The following is a 15,687-nucleotide window of genomic DNA, read 5'->3' as shown; positions in this document are numbered from 1 at the left end:
TATGCGCTTTCGCGCGTTGGTTGCTGTCGTAGGGGTGTTGCTTGCGGCAATGACTGTCAATGCTCTGGCTGCTTCACAGGTGAAGAGTGTTCGCCTGTGGCGAGCGCCGGATAACACGCGACTGGTGTTCGACCTGTCTGGCCCTGTCCAGCACAGCGTCTTTACCCTGACGGCGCCTGATCGCCTGGTGATCGATATCAACGGTGCGACCCTGGCCGCGCCGTTGAAAGTCTCCACCGCCAATACGCCGATTACCGCCATGCGCTCGGCCCAGCGTACGCCGACCGACCTGCGTGTAGTGATCGACCTGAAAAAGGTCGTGACCCCGAAAAGCTTCTCCCTGGCACCCAACGCCCAGTACGGCAACCGGCTGGTGGTCGACCTGTTCGACAATGCCGCCGATGCTGCACCGCCGCCTGCGCCGACGCCGAGCGTGGCGACCGTGCCGGCGGTGCCGGTCAATCCGTCGCAACCACAGGTTAAATTGCCACCGCCACCTCCTGCCCCGGCGGGCAAGCGCGACATTATTGTCGTGATCGATGCCGGCCATGGCGGTGAAGACCCGGGCGCCTCCGGTTCACGCGGCCAGCATGAAAAAGACGTGGTACTGGCTATCGCCCGCGAGTTGCAGCGCCAGGTCAACGGCATGAAAGGCTATCGCGCCGAGCTGACCCGTACCGGCGACTACTTCATCCCGCTGCGCGGTCGTACCGAAATCGCCCGCAAGAAAGGCGCCGACCTGTTCGTGTCGATCCACGCCGATGCCGCACCTTCGGCTGCCGCCTTCGGCGCCTCGGTGTTTGCCCTGTCGGATCGCGGCGCCACCTCCGAGACCGCCCGCTGGCTGGCCGATAGTGAGAACCGCTCCGACTTGATCGGTGGGGCCGGCAACGTGTCCCTCGATGACAAGGACAAGATGCTCGCCGGTGTGCTGCTCGACCTGTCGATGACCGCTTCATTGACTTCCAGCCTGAACGTCGGCCAGAAAGTCCTGAGCAACATCGGCCGCGTGACCTCGCTGCACAAGCAGCGTGTGGAGCAAGCCGGGTTCATGGTGCTGAAGTCGCCGGATATTCCATCGATCCTGGTGGAAACCGGGTTCATCTCCAACTCCAACGAAGCCTCCAAGCTGGCCAGCGCCAGCCACCAGCAGGCGTTGGCACGCTCCATCAGTGCCGGCGTGCGTCAGTTCTTCCAGCAGAACCCGCCACCGGGCACCTACATCGCCTGGCTGCGCGACTCCGGGAAAATCGCCCAGGGCCCGCGTGACCATCGCGTGCAGCCTGGCGACACCCTGGCCATGCTGGCTGTCCGCTTCCAGGTGTCGGCCGCGACCTTGCGCAGCGCCAACAACCTGAAGACCGATGAGTTGAAAGTCGGCCAGGTGTTGACCATCCCTGGCACTGAATTGGCGGCACAGTAATGAGTGAATCAATCTTGCACAGCGGATCGCGCATCGAGCTGCTCAGCCCGCGCCTTGCCAACCAGATTGCCGCGGGTGAGGTGGTCGAGCGGCCCGCCTCGGTTATCAAGGAACTGCTGGAAAACAGCATCGATTCCGGCGCCAAGCGCATCGATGTCGACGTGGAGCAGGGCGGTGTCAAGCTGCTGCGGGTTCGCGACGATGGCAGCGGTATCTCCGCGGACGACCTGCCGCTGGCCCTGGCCCGTCACGCCACCAGCAAGATTCGTGACCTGGAAGACCTTGAACGGGTGATGAGCCTGGGCTTTCGCGGTGAGGCCCTGGCCTCCATCAGCTCCGTGGCCCGCCTGACCCTGACTTCCCGCACCCGCAGCGCCGACCAGGCCTGGCAGGTGGAAACCGAAGGCCGCGACATGGCGCCTCGGGTCCAGCCGGCGGCGCACCCGGTGGGCACTTCGGTAGAGGTGCGCGACCTGTTCTTCAACACTCCGGCGCGGCGCAAATTCCTCAAGGCTGAAAAAACCGAATTCGATCACCTGCAAGAAGTCATCAAGCGCCTGGCCCTAGCGCGTTTCGACGTGGCGTTTCATTTGCGTCACAACGGCAAGACCATCCTCAGCCTGCACGAAGCCAATGACGACGCTGCACGTGCTCGCCGGGTAGCGGCGGTGTGCGGCGCGGGGTTCCTGGAGCAGGCGTTGCCGATTGAAATCGAACGCAATGGCCTGCGCCTGTGGGGTTGGGTGGGGTTGCCGACCTTCTCCCGCAGCCAGGCGGACTTGCAGTATTTCTTTGTGAACGGTCGGGCCGTACGCGACAAACTGGTGGCCCACGCGGTGCGCCAGGCCTATCGCGATGTGCTGTTCAATGGGCGGCACCCGACCTTTGTGCTGTTTTTCGAGGTCGACCCTGCGGTGGTCGACGTCAATGTGCATCCGACTAAACACGAAGTGCGTTTCCGTGACGGCCGCATGGTGCATGACTTCCTCTACGGCACCTTGCACCGCGCCCTGGGCGATGTGCGCCCGGATGACCAGTTGTCGGCACCGATTGTCACGGCGGTGGTCCGGCCCAGCGGCCCGCAAGCCGGTGAGTTCGGCCCCCAGGAGGAAATGAGCCTGGCGGGTAACCTGTTGCAATCGCCGCAACCGCAGCCGACTTATTCGGCACCGGGTTCCGGTTCCGGGGCGGGATACCAGTATCAATACACCCCACGTCCGCAATCGGCCGTGCCGGTGGCCGAGGCCCAGGCGGCCTACCGTGAGTTCTTTGCGCCGCTGCCGGGGGCTGAGCCTGGTGCGGTCGCCTTGCCGGAAGGCGGAGGGGATATTCCTCCGCTGGGCTACGCATTGGCACAGCTCAAAGGCATCTACATCCTCGCGGAAAATGCCCATGGCCTGGTGCTGGTCGACATGCACGCCGCCCATGAGCGGATCATGTACGAACGCTTGAAGATCGCCATGGCCAGCGAAGGCCTCAGTGGCCAGCCGCTGTTGGTGCCGGAGTCTTTGGCAGTCAGCCAGCGCGAGGCCGATTGCGCCGAAGAACACCACGGCGTGTTCCAGAAACTGGGCTTCGAATTGCAGCGCCTGGGCCCGGAAACCCTGGCGATCCGCCAGATTCCCGCGCTGCTCAAGCAGGCCGAGGCCAACCGGCTGGTAGCCGATGTACTGGCAGACCTGATGGAGTACGGCACCAGTGATCGTATCCAGGCACACATCAACGAACTGCTCGGCACCATGGCCTGCCACGGCGCTATCCGCGCCAATCGCCGCCTGGCCTTGCCGGAAATGAACGGCCTGCTGCGCGACATGGAAAATACCGAGCGCAGTGGCCAGTGCAATCATGGCCGACCGACCTGGACCCAGATGGGCCTGGACGACCTGGACAAACTGTTCTTGCGCGGTCGTTGATGAGTGCCTTGCCCCCCGCGATCTTCCTGATGGGCCCGACGGCCGCAGGCAAGACCGACCTGGCCATCGAGCTGACCAAGGTGCTGCCCTGCGAGCTGATCAGTGTTGACTCTGCGCTGGTTTATCGGGGCATGGACATCGGCACCGCCAAGCCTTCCAAGCAGATGCTGGCGCAATATCCGCACCGATTGATCGACATCATCGACCCGGCCGAGAGCTATTCCGCCGCGGATTTTCGCGCTGATGCGCTGGCGGCGATGGCCGATATCACTGCGCGCGGCAATATCCCACTGCTGGTGGGCGGCACGATGCTCTACTACAAGGCATTGCAGGAAGGGTTGGCCGATATGCCGCCCGCCGACGCCCAGGTGCGCGCGGAGCTTGAGGAGCAGGCTGCACGCCTTGGCTGGCAAGCCCTGCATGATCAGTTGGCGGCTGTCGATCCGGTGTCCGCCGCGCGCATTCACCCCAATGACCCTCAGCGGCTCAGTCGGGCCCTGGAAGTCTGGCGTGTGAGCGGCCAGACCATGACCGAGCATCGGCAGCGACAATCTGCGCAAAGTGCTGACGCAGGCGCATCGGGGCAGTCACAATTGCCCTATACTGTGGCGAATCTGGCCATCGCTCCGGCAAATCGCCAGGTGCTGCATGAACGAATTGCACAAAGATTCACAATTATGTTGGAACAGGGGTTTGTGGAGGAGGTCGTAGCACTGCGTTCAAGAGGTGACCTGCATCCAGGGTTGCCTTCGATACGTGCTGTAGGCTACCGCCAAGTCTGGGATCATCTGGATGGCAAGCTGACGTCAGCTGAGATGCAGGAGCGCGGCATCATTGCCACGCGCCAATTGGCGAAGCGCCAGTTCACCTGGCTGCGCAGCTGGAGCGATTTGCACTGGTTGGACAGCCTGGACAGCGACAATCTGTCACGCGCCTTGAAATACCTGGGAACGGTCTCCATATTGAGCTGAGTCCTTGCAATTGCCGTCTATCCTTGGGGGTGTGACGGCCATAAGCTATCTATTTTCCGATTTTTTATTATTGATCCTTAAAGGAGTGCGGCACATGTCAAAAGGGCATTCGCTACAAGACCCTTACTTGAATACTTTACGTAAAGAGAAAGTGGGGGTTTCCATCTATCTGGTCAACGGTATCAAGCTGCAAGGCACGATCGAGTCGTTTGACCAGTTCGTGATCCTGCTGAAAAACACCGTCAGCCAGATGGTTTACAAGCACGCTATCTCGACAGTGGTTCCAGTTCGTCCAATCCGTCTGCCTAGCGCAGCGGGTGATGATGCAGCTGACGCTGAGCCAGGTAACGCCTGATAGGAGTCTCCTTTGTTCTTTGAGCGCCACGGTGGTGGTGAACGAGTGATCCTCGTTCACTTGGATGGACAGGACCCTGAGGCGCGCGAAGATCCGCAGGAGTTTCAGGAGTTGGCAAATTCGGCCGGCGCCGAGACCGTTGCGTTTTTTAACGTGCCGCGTCATCGGCCAACCGCCAAATTCCTGATTGGCAGCGGCAAGGTCGAGGAACTGCGCGACCTGGTCCATGCTCAAGAAGCCGATCTGGTGATCTTCAATCACATCCTCACGCCCAGTCAGGAACGTAACCTCGAACGTGTCTTCGAGTGTCGCGTGATCGACCGCACCGGCCTGATCCTCGATATTTTCGCCCAACGCGCCCGTACCCATGAAGGCAAGCTCCAGGTTGAACTGGCCCAGCTTGATCACATGAGTACCCGACTGGTGCGTGGCTGGACTCACCTTGAGCGCCAGGGTGGCGGTATCGGCATGCGTGGCCCGGGTGAGACCCAGCTCGAAACCGACCGGCGTCTGTTGCGGGTTCGCCTGCGCCAGATCAAGGGCCGGCTGGAAAAAGTCCGCAGTCAGCGCGAACAGTCGCGACGTGGCCGTTCTCGGGCCGATATCCCTACCGTTTCCCTGGTGGGCTATACCAACGCCGGTAAATCCACGCTGTTCAACAACGTGACGAAATCGGACGTGTACGCGGCCGACCAACTGTTCGCGACCCTCGATCCGACCCTGCGTCGCCTGGAATTGGCTGACCTGGGGCCGATTGTCCTGGCCGATACCGTGGGTTTCATTCGTCACCTGCCCCACAAGCTGGTCGAGGCATTTCGGTCTACGCTCGAGGAATCGAGCAATTCCGACCTGTTGTTGCACGTGATCGATGCGGCCGAACCGGATCGCATGCTGCAGATTGAACAGGTGATGGTAGTGCTGGGCGAGATTGGCGCCCAGGACTTGCCGATCCTCGAGGTCTATAACAAACTCGATTTGCTTGAAGGCGTTGAGCCACAAATCCAACGCGATGAAGATGGCAAGCCCCAGCGGGTCTGGCTGTCGGCACGTGATGGCAGTGGCCTGGAATTGCTTGAACAAGCCATTGCCGAGTTGCTGGGCAACGATTTGTTTGTCGGCACCTTGCGCTTGCCGCAACGTTTTGCTCGACTGCGTGCACAGTTTTTCGAATTGGGCGCGGTACAGAAAGAAGAACACGACGAAGAAGGGGTCAGCTTGCTGGCCGTTCGATTGCCGCGCTCGGAACTCAATCGGCTGGTCAGCCGCGAGGGTGTCGTACCGACCGAGTTCATCGAACAACACACTTTGCAATAAAAGCCTGAGAAAGCGGTTGTGCCGCGGTAGCAGGCATTCTGTAGCATTGGTCGGCGCGCCGTGGGTGCGTCTTTGCTTTATCAGATGGAGAGCGCTATGGCTTGGAATGAGCCGGGTGGCAACTCGAATAATCAGGATCCTTGGGGTGGAAAGCGCCGCAATAATGGCGACCGCAAGGGGCCACCGGATCTCGACGAGGCCTTCCGAAAGCTGCAGGAAAGCCTGAATGGGTTGTTCGGTGGTGGGAAAAAACGTGGTGGTGACGAAGGCGGTCGCCCAAGCAAGGGTGGCGGCTACGGCCTGCTGGGCCTGGGTCTTGTCGTGCTGGCGGCCGTATGGCTGTACAGCGCGGTCTACGTGGTGGACGAGCAGGAACAGGCCGTGGTGCTGCGTTTCGGCAAGTACTACGAGACAGTCGGCCCTGGCCTGAACATCTACTTCCCGCCGATCGACAAGAAGTACATGGAGAACGTCACGCGTGAGCGTGCCTACACCAAGCAGGGCCAGATGCTGACCGAAGACGAGAACATCGTCGAAGTGCCGCTGACCGTGCAGTACAAGATCAGCAACCTGCAGGACTTCGTGCTGAACGTTGATCAGCCGGAAATCAGCCTGCAACACGCGACCGAAAGCGCGCTGCGCCACGTGGTGGGTTCGACCGCCATGGACCAGGTACTGACCGAAGGTCGTGAATTGATGGCCAGCGAGATCAAGGAGCGCCTGCAACGGTTCCTCGACACCTATCGCACCGGTATCACCGTGACCCAGGTGAACGTACAGAGCGCAGCGGCACCGCGCGAAGTGCAGGAAGCCTTTGATGACGTGATCCGCGCCCGTGAAGACGAGCAGCGTTCGCGCAACCAGGCTGAAACCTACGCCAACGGCGTCGTGCCGGAAGCTCGCGGTCAGGCCCAGCGCATCCTCGAGGATGCGAACGGTTACCGCGACGAAGTGGTCTCCCGTGCCAAGGGTGAGGCGGATCGCTTTACCAAGCTGGTCGCCGAGTACCGCAAGGCCCCGGAAGTCACGCGTGAACGTCTGTACCTGGACACCATGCAGGAAGTCTTCAGCAACACCAGCAAGGTTCTCGTGACCGGCAGCAAGGGTGGGCAGAACAACCTGCTGTACCTGCCGCTGGACAAGATGATCGAAGGTGGTCGTAGTAGCACCAGCGCGCCGTCCACCGGTTCCAATGCCGCTGCCAACGAAGCGAGCGCCCGTGCCGCTGACTTGCTGCAACAGCAAACACGTACCAGGGAGAGTCGTTGATGAGCAATAAATCGCTGACCGCCCTGATTGTGGGCGTCGTCGTGGTCATCGCTGCCTGGAACTGCTTCTACATCGTGGCTCAGACCGAGCGTGCGGTGCTGCTGCAATTCGGTCGCGTGGTTCAGGCGGATGTCCAGCCGGGCCTGCATGTGAAAGTCCCCTACGTCAATCAGGTGCGCAAGTTCGACGCGCGCCTGATGACCCTGGATGCTCCCACACAGCGCTTCCTGACCCTGGAAAAGAAAGCCGTGATGGTAGACGCCTACGCCAAGTGGCGTGTCAAGGATGCCGAGCGCTTCTACACCGCAACCTCCGGCCTCAAGCAGATTGCCGACGAGCGTTTGTCGCGCCGCCTGGAATCGGGCCTGCGTGACCAGTTTGGTAAGCGCACCCTGCACGAGGTGGTATCCGGTGAACGTGATGCGCTGATGGCGGATATCACCCGTTCGCTGAACACGATGGCAGAAAAAGAGCTGGGCATTGAAGTTGTCGATGTTCGGGTCAAGGCCATCGACCTGCCGAAGGAAGTCAACCGCAGCGTGTTCGAGCGGATGAGCACAGAGCGTGAGCGTGAGGCTCGTGAGCACCGTGCCAAGGGTAACGAGTTGGCTGAAGGTATCCGTGCGGATGCCGACCGTCAGCGTCGCGTACTATTGGCAGAGGCCTATCGTGAGTCTGAAGAGGCCCGTGGTGATGGTGATGCTCAAGCGGCGGCGATCTACGCCAAGGCTTATGGCCAGGACCAGGAGTTCTACGCGTTCTACCGCAGCCTGCGTGCCTACCGTGAAAGCTTCGCGAACAAAACCGACGTCATGGTGCTGGACCCAAGCAGCGACTTCTTCCGCTACCTGGAAAAGTCCAAGTAACCAGCCTGTGATTCTGCAGGGCTCACTTCCGTCGGGCGGCTAAAACGCCTGGCGGGGTGATCCTTTCAGAAAACGGGTGTATGATGCGGCAGCCGGGAAATTCCCGGCTTTTTTGCGTCTGCATGTTTGATTCGGCAGGCGTGACAGGTTTTTCGAGGAAAGTGCCCGACGAGGCCGCTTGCAGGTCGTTCGTCACGTCGCTCTTGCGCGTGGTTTATGCAGGGGGCGGGTATTTTCTGCTTCACTCAAGGCTCGGCCGAGGGCTGGCCGCCCGGATCATAGGGGAATGGCGTAATGGCAACGGTAGACCGCTGGCTGCTGCCAGATGGCATCGAAGAAGTACTGCCACCAGAAGCTGCGCGCATTGAAGTAGCGCGTCGCCAGGTGTTGGATCTGTTCCAGAGCTGGGGTTACGAGTTTGTCGTGACCCCCCATATCGAGTACCTGGAATCCCTGCTGACCGGCGCGGGCCAGGACTTGGATCTGCGCACCTTCAAGGTTATCGATCCGCAATCGGGCCGGCAGATGGGCTTTCGTGCCGACATCACGCCGCAAGTGGCGCGCATCGATGCGCACACCCTGCGCCGCGAAGGCCCGAGCCGCCTGTGCTACGCCGGCAGCGTGCTGCATGCTCAACCGCGTGCCTTGTCGTCTTCCCGTAGCCCGATCCAGTTGGGCGCCGAGTTGTATGGCGACGCCAGCCCGAGTAGTGACGTGGAAGTGATCAGCTTGATGCTGGCCATGTTGCAACTGGCTGACGTGCCGGATGTCCACATGGACCTGGGTCACGTCGGCATCTATCGTGGCCTGGCCCGTGCGGCCGGTTTGTCCGGCGAAGTCGAGCAACAGTTGTTCGATGCCCTGCAGCGCAAGGCCATCGATGAAGTCATCGCCCTCACCGAGGGTGTGCCTGCCGATCTGGCCGGCATGCTGCGTGCGCTGGTTGGCCTGTGCGGCGGCCGTGAAGTACTGGCGGCTGCGCGTGAACGCCTGGCCCATGCGCCAGCGCCGGTATTGGCTGCGCTGGATGATGTGGTCGCCATTGCCGACCAGCTGTCGGCGCGGTTCCCGCAGGTGCCGTTGTACTTTGATCTGGGCGAGTTGCGTGGCTATCACTACCACACCGGCGTGGTGTTCGCGGTGTTTGTGCCGGGTGTTGGCCAGGCCATCGCCCAGGGTGGTCGCTACGACGACATCGGCGCCGACTTCGGTCGTGCGCGTCCGGCCACTGGCTTTTCCACTGATTTGAAAACCCTGGTGACCCTGGGGCGTGCTGAGGTCGAGCTGCCGTCTGGTGGCATTTGGATGCCCGACAGTACGGACGCAGCACTCTGGCAGCAGGTTTGCCAGTTGCGCAGTGAGGGTCAGCGTGTCGTTCAGGCCTTGCCTGGGCAGCCATTGGCCGCCGCCCGTGAAGCGGACTGCGACCGGCAATTGATTCTGCAGAACGGGCTTTGGCAAGTATCGCCACTGGCTTCTTGAGTTTTCCTGCCGGCCATCGCCGGCACCAAGTTTGCGCGAATGAGGACAAGTGTTATGGGTAAGAATGTCGTAGTCCTGGGCACCCAATGGGGTGATGAGGGCAAAGGCAAGATCGTTGATCTGCTGACCGAACATGCTGCCGCCGTAGTGCGCTACCAAGGCGGCCACAATGCTGGCCACACCCTGGTCATCGATGGCGAAAAAACCGTCTTGCACCTGATCCCATCGGGCGTACTGCGCGAAGGCGTGCAGTGCCTGATTGGCAATGGCGTGGTGGTTGCACCGGATGCCTTGCTGCGCGAGATCACCAAGCTGGAAGAGAAAGGCGTGCCAGTGCGCGAGCGCCTGCGTATCAGCCCGTCTTGCCCGCTGATCCTGTCTTTCCACGTAGCGCTGGACCAGGCTCGTGAAAAGGCCCGTGGCGAGCTGAAGATCGGTACTACCGGTCGCGGCATCGGCCCGGCCTACGAAGACAAAGTTGCACGTCGTGGCCTGCGTGTGGGCGACCTGCTCAACATGCCTCGTTTTGAAGACAAGCTGCGTGAACTGGTGGATTACCACAACTTCATGCTGGTGGGTTACTACAAAGAGCCGGCCATCGAATTCGACAAGACCCTGGCCGAATGCAAGGAATACGCGGAGCTGCTCAAGCCGCTGATGCTGGACGTGACTGCCGAGTTGCATGACCTGCGCCGCGCGGGCAAAGACATCATGTTCGAAGGTGCCCAAGGTTCGCTGCTGGACATCGACCATGGTACCTACCCGTACGTGACCAGCTCCAACACCACCGCTGGCGGCGTTGCCACCGGTTCGGGTGTTGGCCCTATGTTCCTGGACTACATCCTGGGCATCACCAAGGCTTACACCACTCGCGTAGGTTCGGGTCCATTCCCGACTGAACTGTTCGACGCAGTAGGGGCGCACCTGGCGAAGCAAGGTCACGAGTTCGGTGCGACCACCGGCCGTGCCCGTCGTTGTGGTTGGTTCGACGCCGTTATCCTGCGTCGTGCTATCGATGTGAACAGCATCTCGGGCATCTGCCTGACCAAGCTGGACGTGCTCGACGGCCTGGAAACCATCAACATCTGCGTCGGCTACAAAGATGCAGAGGGTCAGGACGTTGCTCCGACTGATGCTGACAGCTACGTGGGCCTGCAGCCTGTGTACGAAGAGGTGCCAGGCTGGGCCGAATCGACCGTGGGTGCCAAGACCCTGGAAGAGCTGCCAGCCAATGCTCGAGCCTACATCAAGCGCGTTGAAGAGCTGATCGGCGCACCGATCGACATTATTTCGACGGGCCCGGACCGCAACGAAACCATCGTTTTGCGTCATCCGTTCGCTTAATAAGTTATTGATGTAAAAAGCAAAGGGCTCCTTCGGGAGCCCTTTGTCGTTTCAGTTCGCCAAGCGGCACGACCCTTGCTGTGTTTCTTTCTTTCGCGGTGCTATCAAATTAATGGCACCCGTGGTGGAGGGATTCCCGATGTCTGCCGTTCTCTCATTGTTACAAAGCCGTCTGTTGCGGCCGGTGTTCGTTACCCTAGGTATCGCTCTTTTGGTGCAAGTGCTGGTGGCGGTCGCTCTGACCCGGAGCACGGTCACGGCACTTGAAGCTGATTTGGGCAGTCGCCTGGGCGTCGATAGTCAGAAGCTCTCTGGCGAACTGGCGCAGGCCGGCAAGGAAGTCACATCCAGCCTGGACAGCTTGTCCAGCAGTACCCGTCAGCGTCTGACCGCCGGGCTTTCCGAGCGCCTGCAGGCAGAACAGAAGCAATTGCGGGCGACCCTGGAAAAAGACCTGCAAGACTCCGCTAATGATATGGCGCAACTGCTGGCCTCGGTGGCGCCCCGCGCCATGTGGGACAGTGATGTGCCCACGTTGTCTGAGTTTGCCCGGCGTGCCCAGCGCAATCCCAACGTGTTGTTCGTGGTCTACGACGACGCCGCCGGTGAGCATTTGACTCGCTACCTGAACCGCGAAAACCCGATCAACCAGGTGTTGCTGGCAAAGGGCGCGGGTGATCGCGCGCTGGATAAAGTGCTGGATGCGGCCAAGACCGACCCTTCTGTGTACTACGTCGAAGCGTCCATCAGTCCTAATGGTGTCGAGATTGGCAAAGTGCGCATGGGGGTTTCGACGGCATCGGTAGAAGCCGACCTGCAGGCGTTGGACAAGCGTTTTGCCGCCTTGATTGCCAGCGGTGATCAGTTGGTCGGCGATAGCCTCAAAGGGGCGGCAGCAGACAGCGCGACTGCCATGGGCGCGCGCCTGCAATCGGCGCAAACCACCGCCACCCAAATGACCGCCAATACCACCAGCGCTGTGCAGGAAGCCGCCGGCACCTTGCGCTGGCGCATCGGCATGGGGCTCGCAGGGGTTGGCTTTGGCGTGTTGCTGCTGATCGCCGTGGTGCTTGGGCGCCGTGTGGTCAATCGCCTGAAGTTGCTGATTGCGGCCATGGATGACCTGGCGGCGGGCGAGGGCGACCTGACCAAGCGCGTGCAGATCAATAGCCAGGACGAAATCGGCGACATGGCCTCGGCGGTCAATCGCTTTGTGGATAAGTTGCAGCCCATCGTGCGTGAGGCGGGTGATGTGGCTCAGCGGACCGGTGTGGAGATCGGTGCCATGACCTTGCGCAATGCCGGTGCCGATGCGGCCGCCGGCCTGCAGCGTGATGAGGTGGCCGAGAGCTTGCGCGCACTCTCGCAAATGGCTGATGAAGCCCAGGCCGAGAGCCATGCGATGCAGGCAGCGTTGCAGCAGGTGGTGGATATTCGTCAGGCCACCGATGAGAACGCGCGTACCTCGGCTGAAGTGGGGAGCCTGATTGAAGCGCTGGCGGGGCAGGTCGAGGCGGGGTCCAAGGTGATCGAGCGATTGGCGCAGCAAAGTGAGCAGATCGAGGTGGTGCTGACCGTGATTCACGGCATTGCCGAGCAAACCAACCTGCTTGCCCTGAACGCCGCGATCGAAGCGGCACGCGCCGGTGAGACGGGCCGTGGCTTCGCCGTGGTGGCGGATGAGGTGCGGGCGCTGGCCAGCAAGACCCAAAGCTCTACCGGCGATATCCAGGCGCATATCGTGGCGCTGCAGCAGGGCGCGCGTGAGGCGGTGGAAACTATCGGCAAGGCCGGGCGCCAGGCCAGCGAAGGGTTGCTGGTGCTGCGCGACAGCGTGCGCTTGCAGCAGACCGTGCAGGCTTCGGTGGAGCAGGTGCATGCCGCGATCGGCCTGGCCACGCGCGCAGCCGAGCATCAGGCCCAGGGTGCCCATGCAGTGCGGGGGCGGGTCGAGGTGATCCATGCCCAGGCCGAACGTGCGGCGCAGGCGGTGGTGGAGACGACGGCCAGTGGTAAGGTGCTGGATGGTTTGGCGGCGCAGTTGAAGGCGAGCCTGGGGCAGTTTCGGGCTTAGCCTCGCCTGGACTGGCCCCCTCCCACGGGTTGAAATGCATTCAAATGTGGGAGGGGGCTTGCCCAGATAGCGGTTTTAGCGACTCAGATACATCCGTGTCGTCAGCAAATACACCGGCAACCCCGACACCAATATCAACAGCGCCGCATAAGGCGCCGCCGCCGCGAATTCCACATTCGAGGTATGCGCCCACACCGCCGTCGCCAAGGTATTCAGCCCGGTTGGGCTGAGCAGCAACGTCGCCGTCAATTCCTTCATTGCGTCCAGGAACACCAGCGCAAACGCCGCGCCCAATGCCGGGAAGATAATCGGCAAGGTTACCCGGCAAAACGCGCTGAACGATGACGCGCCCAGGGTGCGCGCGGCTTCTTCCAGTTGTGGCGCGGCTTTGTTCAAGGCGGTACGAACCGGCGCCTGGGCCAGCGGCAAAAACAGTAGCGCATAGGCAATCAGCAACAGCGCTGATGTCTGGTACAGCACTGGCACGTAATGCAGGGCGAAATACACCAGGGTCAGCGCAATCACCAGGCCGGGCAGGGCGTGCAGCAAGTACGGCAGGCGTTCGGCCCAGATCGCCAGTTGGCCCTTGTAGCGCACCACCAGCAACCCCACCGGCACCGCCAGCACCAGGCACAGCGCCGCGCCACCCAGCGACAACGCCAGGGACGATAGCAGCGCCTCACTGATCTCGGCCACCGGGAACGCCGCCGACGAGCCCACCGCCAGCCAGTAACCCAGCATGCCCAGGGGAATGCCGCTGCCGATGATTGCCAGCGCAAGGCAATAGACTTGGCTCAAGAGCGCCCACCTGCCCAGGCGAACCTGTTCGGCATGCCGCGCAGCCCCTTGGCCGATGCGTACGTGTCGGCCCTTGCCGCGCACGCGCAGCTCCAGCCACAGCAGGGTGAGGCACATCACCAGCAGCACCGCCGATAACATCGCGGCGTTGGCATTGCTGAACTCCAGTTCGAACTGCTGGTAGATCGCCGTGGTAAAGGTCTGCAGGCCGATGATCGACAGTGCGCCGAATTCCACCAGCATATGCAACGCGATCAACAGCGCCCCGGCCAGCAGGGACGGCCACAGCAGGGGCAGGGTAATGCGAAAGAATACTCCCCAGCGATTGAGCCCCAGGGTGCGGGCTGATTCCTCCAGGGACGGGTCCAGATTGCGCAGGGTCGCCGCCACCGGTAGGAACACCAGCGGGTACTTGGACAGGGTCATGACCAGGATCGCCCCGCCGAGTCCTTCGAAGTTGGCGCTCAGCGACACCCAGGTGAAGCTGCTGACAAACGCCGGTACCGCAAACGGCAGGCACAGAATCACGCCCCAGATGCGTCGCCCTGGCAAGTTGCTGCGCTCCAGCAGCCAGGCCAGGGACAAGCCGATCACACCACACGCCAGCGTTACCCCGACCATCAAGGCGAGGGTATTGCGCAATAAGCCAAAGACGTAGGGCCGCCATAGCAGATGCAGCGCCTGCGCCCAGCCCGCTTGCCAGGCTTTGAGCCCGACGTAGGCCAGCGGCAACAGGCTCAAGCCCACCAGGAGCAGTACGGGCAGCAACAGCCAGATCGACGGGCGCTTGCGCCGTGGGCTGAACCCCCCGCGTAGCGCGGGGGCGGGTGGCGATGGGTTCATCAGTTCAGGCCAACGTCACGTTCCAGCTCGAGGGCTTCTTCGGCGTTACCCAAGTCAGCCGGGGTGACTTTCGGCGGTTGCAGTTCGCTGAAAGGCTTGAGGCCACGATTGGATTGCATGCCCTTGCGCAGCGGGTATTCGGCCGAGGTGTTGGTGATTACACGCTGGCCTTCTTCGCTGGCCATGAATGCCAGCAGTTGCTGGGCCTCTTTGGGATGCTTGCTGGATTTCAGTGCCGCCGCCGAGGAGACCGTGATCAGGCCGCCGGCATCGCCATCGGTGAAGTAGTGCAGCTGGGAGTCCAGGTTGGTTTTTTCCTTCTTCAGGGCAAACCAGTAGTAGTTGTTGACCAGTACGGTGGCGACTTCGCCATTTTCCACGGCTTTGAGGGCAACCATGTTGTTGCTGTACACCTTGCCGAACGCGCGCAGGCCGGTCAGCCATTCTTCGGCGGCTTCGCGACCGTGCAGCTTGATGATTGCCACGGCTTGTTCCTGGAAGGCGCCGCTGGTTGGTACAAAGCCGACCTTGCCTTGCCACTCGGGGCCGGCGAAATCCAGAACCGATTTGGGCAGGTCTTTTTCGGCGATCAGTTTTGGGTTGAAGGCCACGACGCGGGTGCGTGCGGTCACGCCCATCCAGTCGCCGTTGCTGCCGACATAGTCCTTGGGCAATACATTCAGGGTGCTGGCATCGATCTTGGACAGCAGGCCTTGTTCGCCGAGTTTGTTCAGTGGCGGCGATTCTTCGGTGTAAATCACGTCGGCAGGGGAGCGGTCACCTTCTTCCACGACCTGGCTGGCCAGCTGGTTGCTGCTGCCTTTGCGTACGTTGACGTGAATGCCGGTCTTGGCTTCGAAGGCCTTGGCGAGTTCATCGCCGACCTCTTTGTGTTGGCCGTTGTACAAGGTCAGGGAGACTTTATCGGCGCAATAGGCGGCAGGCGAAAGCAGGGCCAGTCCGAGTAGAGTGAGGGTCATGCCACGCAGAAGGGATGTTTTGAGACGGGTATCGCGGATCATCATCCAGGGTTTT

At 61.5% G+C, this 15,687-nt stretch carries 12 protein-coding genes; 10 read left to right on the top strand and 2 right to left on the bottom strand.

Translation table 11 applies throughout. The features are described from left to right. Window position 1 precedes the first annotated feature (1 nt). The 10 genes from AC1Q6I_RS07745 to AC1Q6I_RS07700 all read left to right on the top strand — a co-directional run bounded on the left by AC1Q6I_RS07745 (window position 2) and on the right by AC1Q6I_RS07700 (window position 13,011). The gene (locus AC1Q6I_RS07745; RefSeq protein WP_034105712.1) at window positions 2–1,423 is read left to right on the top strand and encodes an N-acetylmuramoyl-L-alanine amidase; all 1,422 of its coding nucleotides are present in this window, start codon (window positions 2–4) and stop codon (window positions 1,421–1,423) included. After that, window positions 1,423–3,336 carry a DNA mismatch repair endonuclease MutL gene (mutL, locus tag AC1Q6I_RS07740; protein WP_024073079.1) on the top strand — a complete coding sequence of 638 codons (1,914 nt, stop codon included), beginning with the start codon at window positions 1,423–1,425 and terminating at the stop codon, window positions 3,334–3,336. The genes AC1Q6I_RS07745 and mutL overlap by 1 nt, the downstream gene beginning before the upstream one ends. Beyond that, the gene (miaA, locus tag AC1Q6I_RS07735) at window positions 3,336–4,307 is read left to right on the top strand and encodes a tRNA (adenosine(37)-N6)-dimethylallyltransferase MiaA (RefSeq protein ID WP_069075151.1); all 972 of its coding nucleotides are present in this window, start codon (window positions 3,336–3,338) and stop codon (window positions 4,305–4,307) included. Before mutL ends, miaA begins: the two co-directional genes overlap by 1 nt. Before the next feature lie 94 nt (window positions 4,308–4,401). Beyond that, window positions 4,402–4,662 (top strand): RNA chaperone Hfq, encoded by a 261-nt coding sequence (gene hfq / locus AC1Q6I_RS07730; protein ID WP_003171355.1) that lies wholly within the window; start codon window positions 4,402–4,404, stop codon window positions 4,660–4,662. A 12-nt stretch (window positions 4,663–4,674) separates the two neighbouring features. Further along, a complete protein-coding gene (hflX, locus tag AC1Q6I_RS07725) occupies window positions 4,675–5,976 on the top strand; it encodes a ribosome rescue GTPase HflX (RefSeq protein ID WP_024073081.1) in 1,302 nt (433 codons plus the stop codon). 96 nt (window positions 5,977–6,072) lie between these two features. Beyond that, a complete protein-coding gene (gene hflK, locus AC1Q6I_RS07720) occupies window positions 6,073–7,245 on the top strand; it encodes an FtsH protease activity modulator HflK (protein ID WP_102624985.1) in 1,173 nt (390 codons plus the stop codon). Further along, window positions 7,245–8,111: a protease modulator HflC gene (hflC, locus tag AC1Q6I_RS07715; RefSeq protein WP_010213607.1), complete on the top strand. Its 867-nt coding sequence runs from the start codon at window positions 7,245–7,247 to the stop codon at window positions 8,109–8,111. Before hflK ends, hflC begins: the two co-directional genes overlap by 1 nt. Window positions 8,112–8,405: 294 nt before the next feature. Continuing rightward, a complete protein-coding gene (locus AC1Q6I_RS07710) occupies window positions 8,406–9,593 on the top strand; it encodes an ATP phosphoribosyltransferase regulatory subunit (protein ID WP_024073083.1) in 1,188 nt (395 codons plus the stop codon). 54 nt (window positions 9,594–9,647) lie between these two features. Beyond that, entirely contained in the window at window positions 9,648–10,937 is a 1,290-nt protein-coding gene (locus AC1Q6I_RS07705; protein WP_024073084.1) for an adenylosuccinate synthase, read from the top strand. A 139-nt stretch (window positions 10,938–11,076) separates the two neighbouring features. Beyond that, entirely contained in the window at window positions 11,077–13,011 is a 1,935-nt protein-coding gene (locus AC1Q6I_RS07700) for a methyl-accepting chemotaxis protein (RefSeq protein WP_024073085.1), read from the top strand. Window positions 13,012–13,086: 75 nt separating this feature from the next. On the opposite strand, the gene AC1Q6I_RS07695 is transcribed toward AC1Q6I_RS07700, so the two are convergent. Both AC1Q6I_RS07695 and AC1Q6I_RS07690 read right to left on the bottom strand, forming a co-directional pair. Beyond that, window positions 13,087–14,652, bottom strand: a complete 1,566-nt coding sequence (locus AC1Q6I_RS07695; RefSeq protein ID WP_102624984.1) for an ABC transporter permease — start codon at window positions 14,650–14,652, stop codon at window positions 13,087–13,089. Then, complete coding sequence (locus tag AC1Q6I_RS07690) at window positions 14,652–15,677, bottom strand: iron ABC transporter substrate-binding protein (protein ID WP_102624983.1); 1,026 nt, start codon at window positions 15,675–15,677, stop codon at window positions 14,652–14,654. Before AC1Q6I_RS07690 ends, AC1Q6I_RS07695 begins: the two co-directional genes overlap by 1 nt. Between the last annotated feature and the right edge of the window lie 10 nt (window positions 15,678–15,687).

Source organism: Pseudomonas sp. MPR-R2A5, from assembly GCF_058793055.1.
The sequence above is the reverse complement of the archived record's forward strand: the minus strand, read 5'-3'. Positions and strand labels throughout refer to the sequence as shown.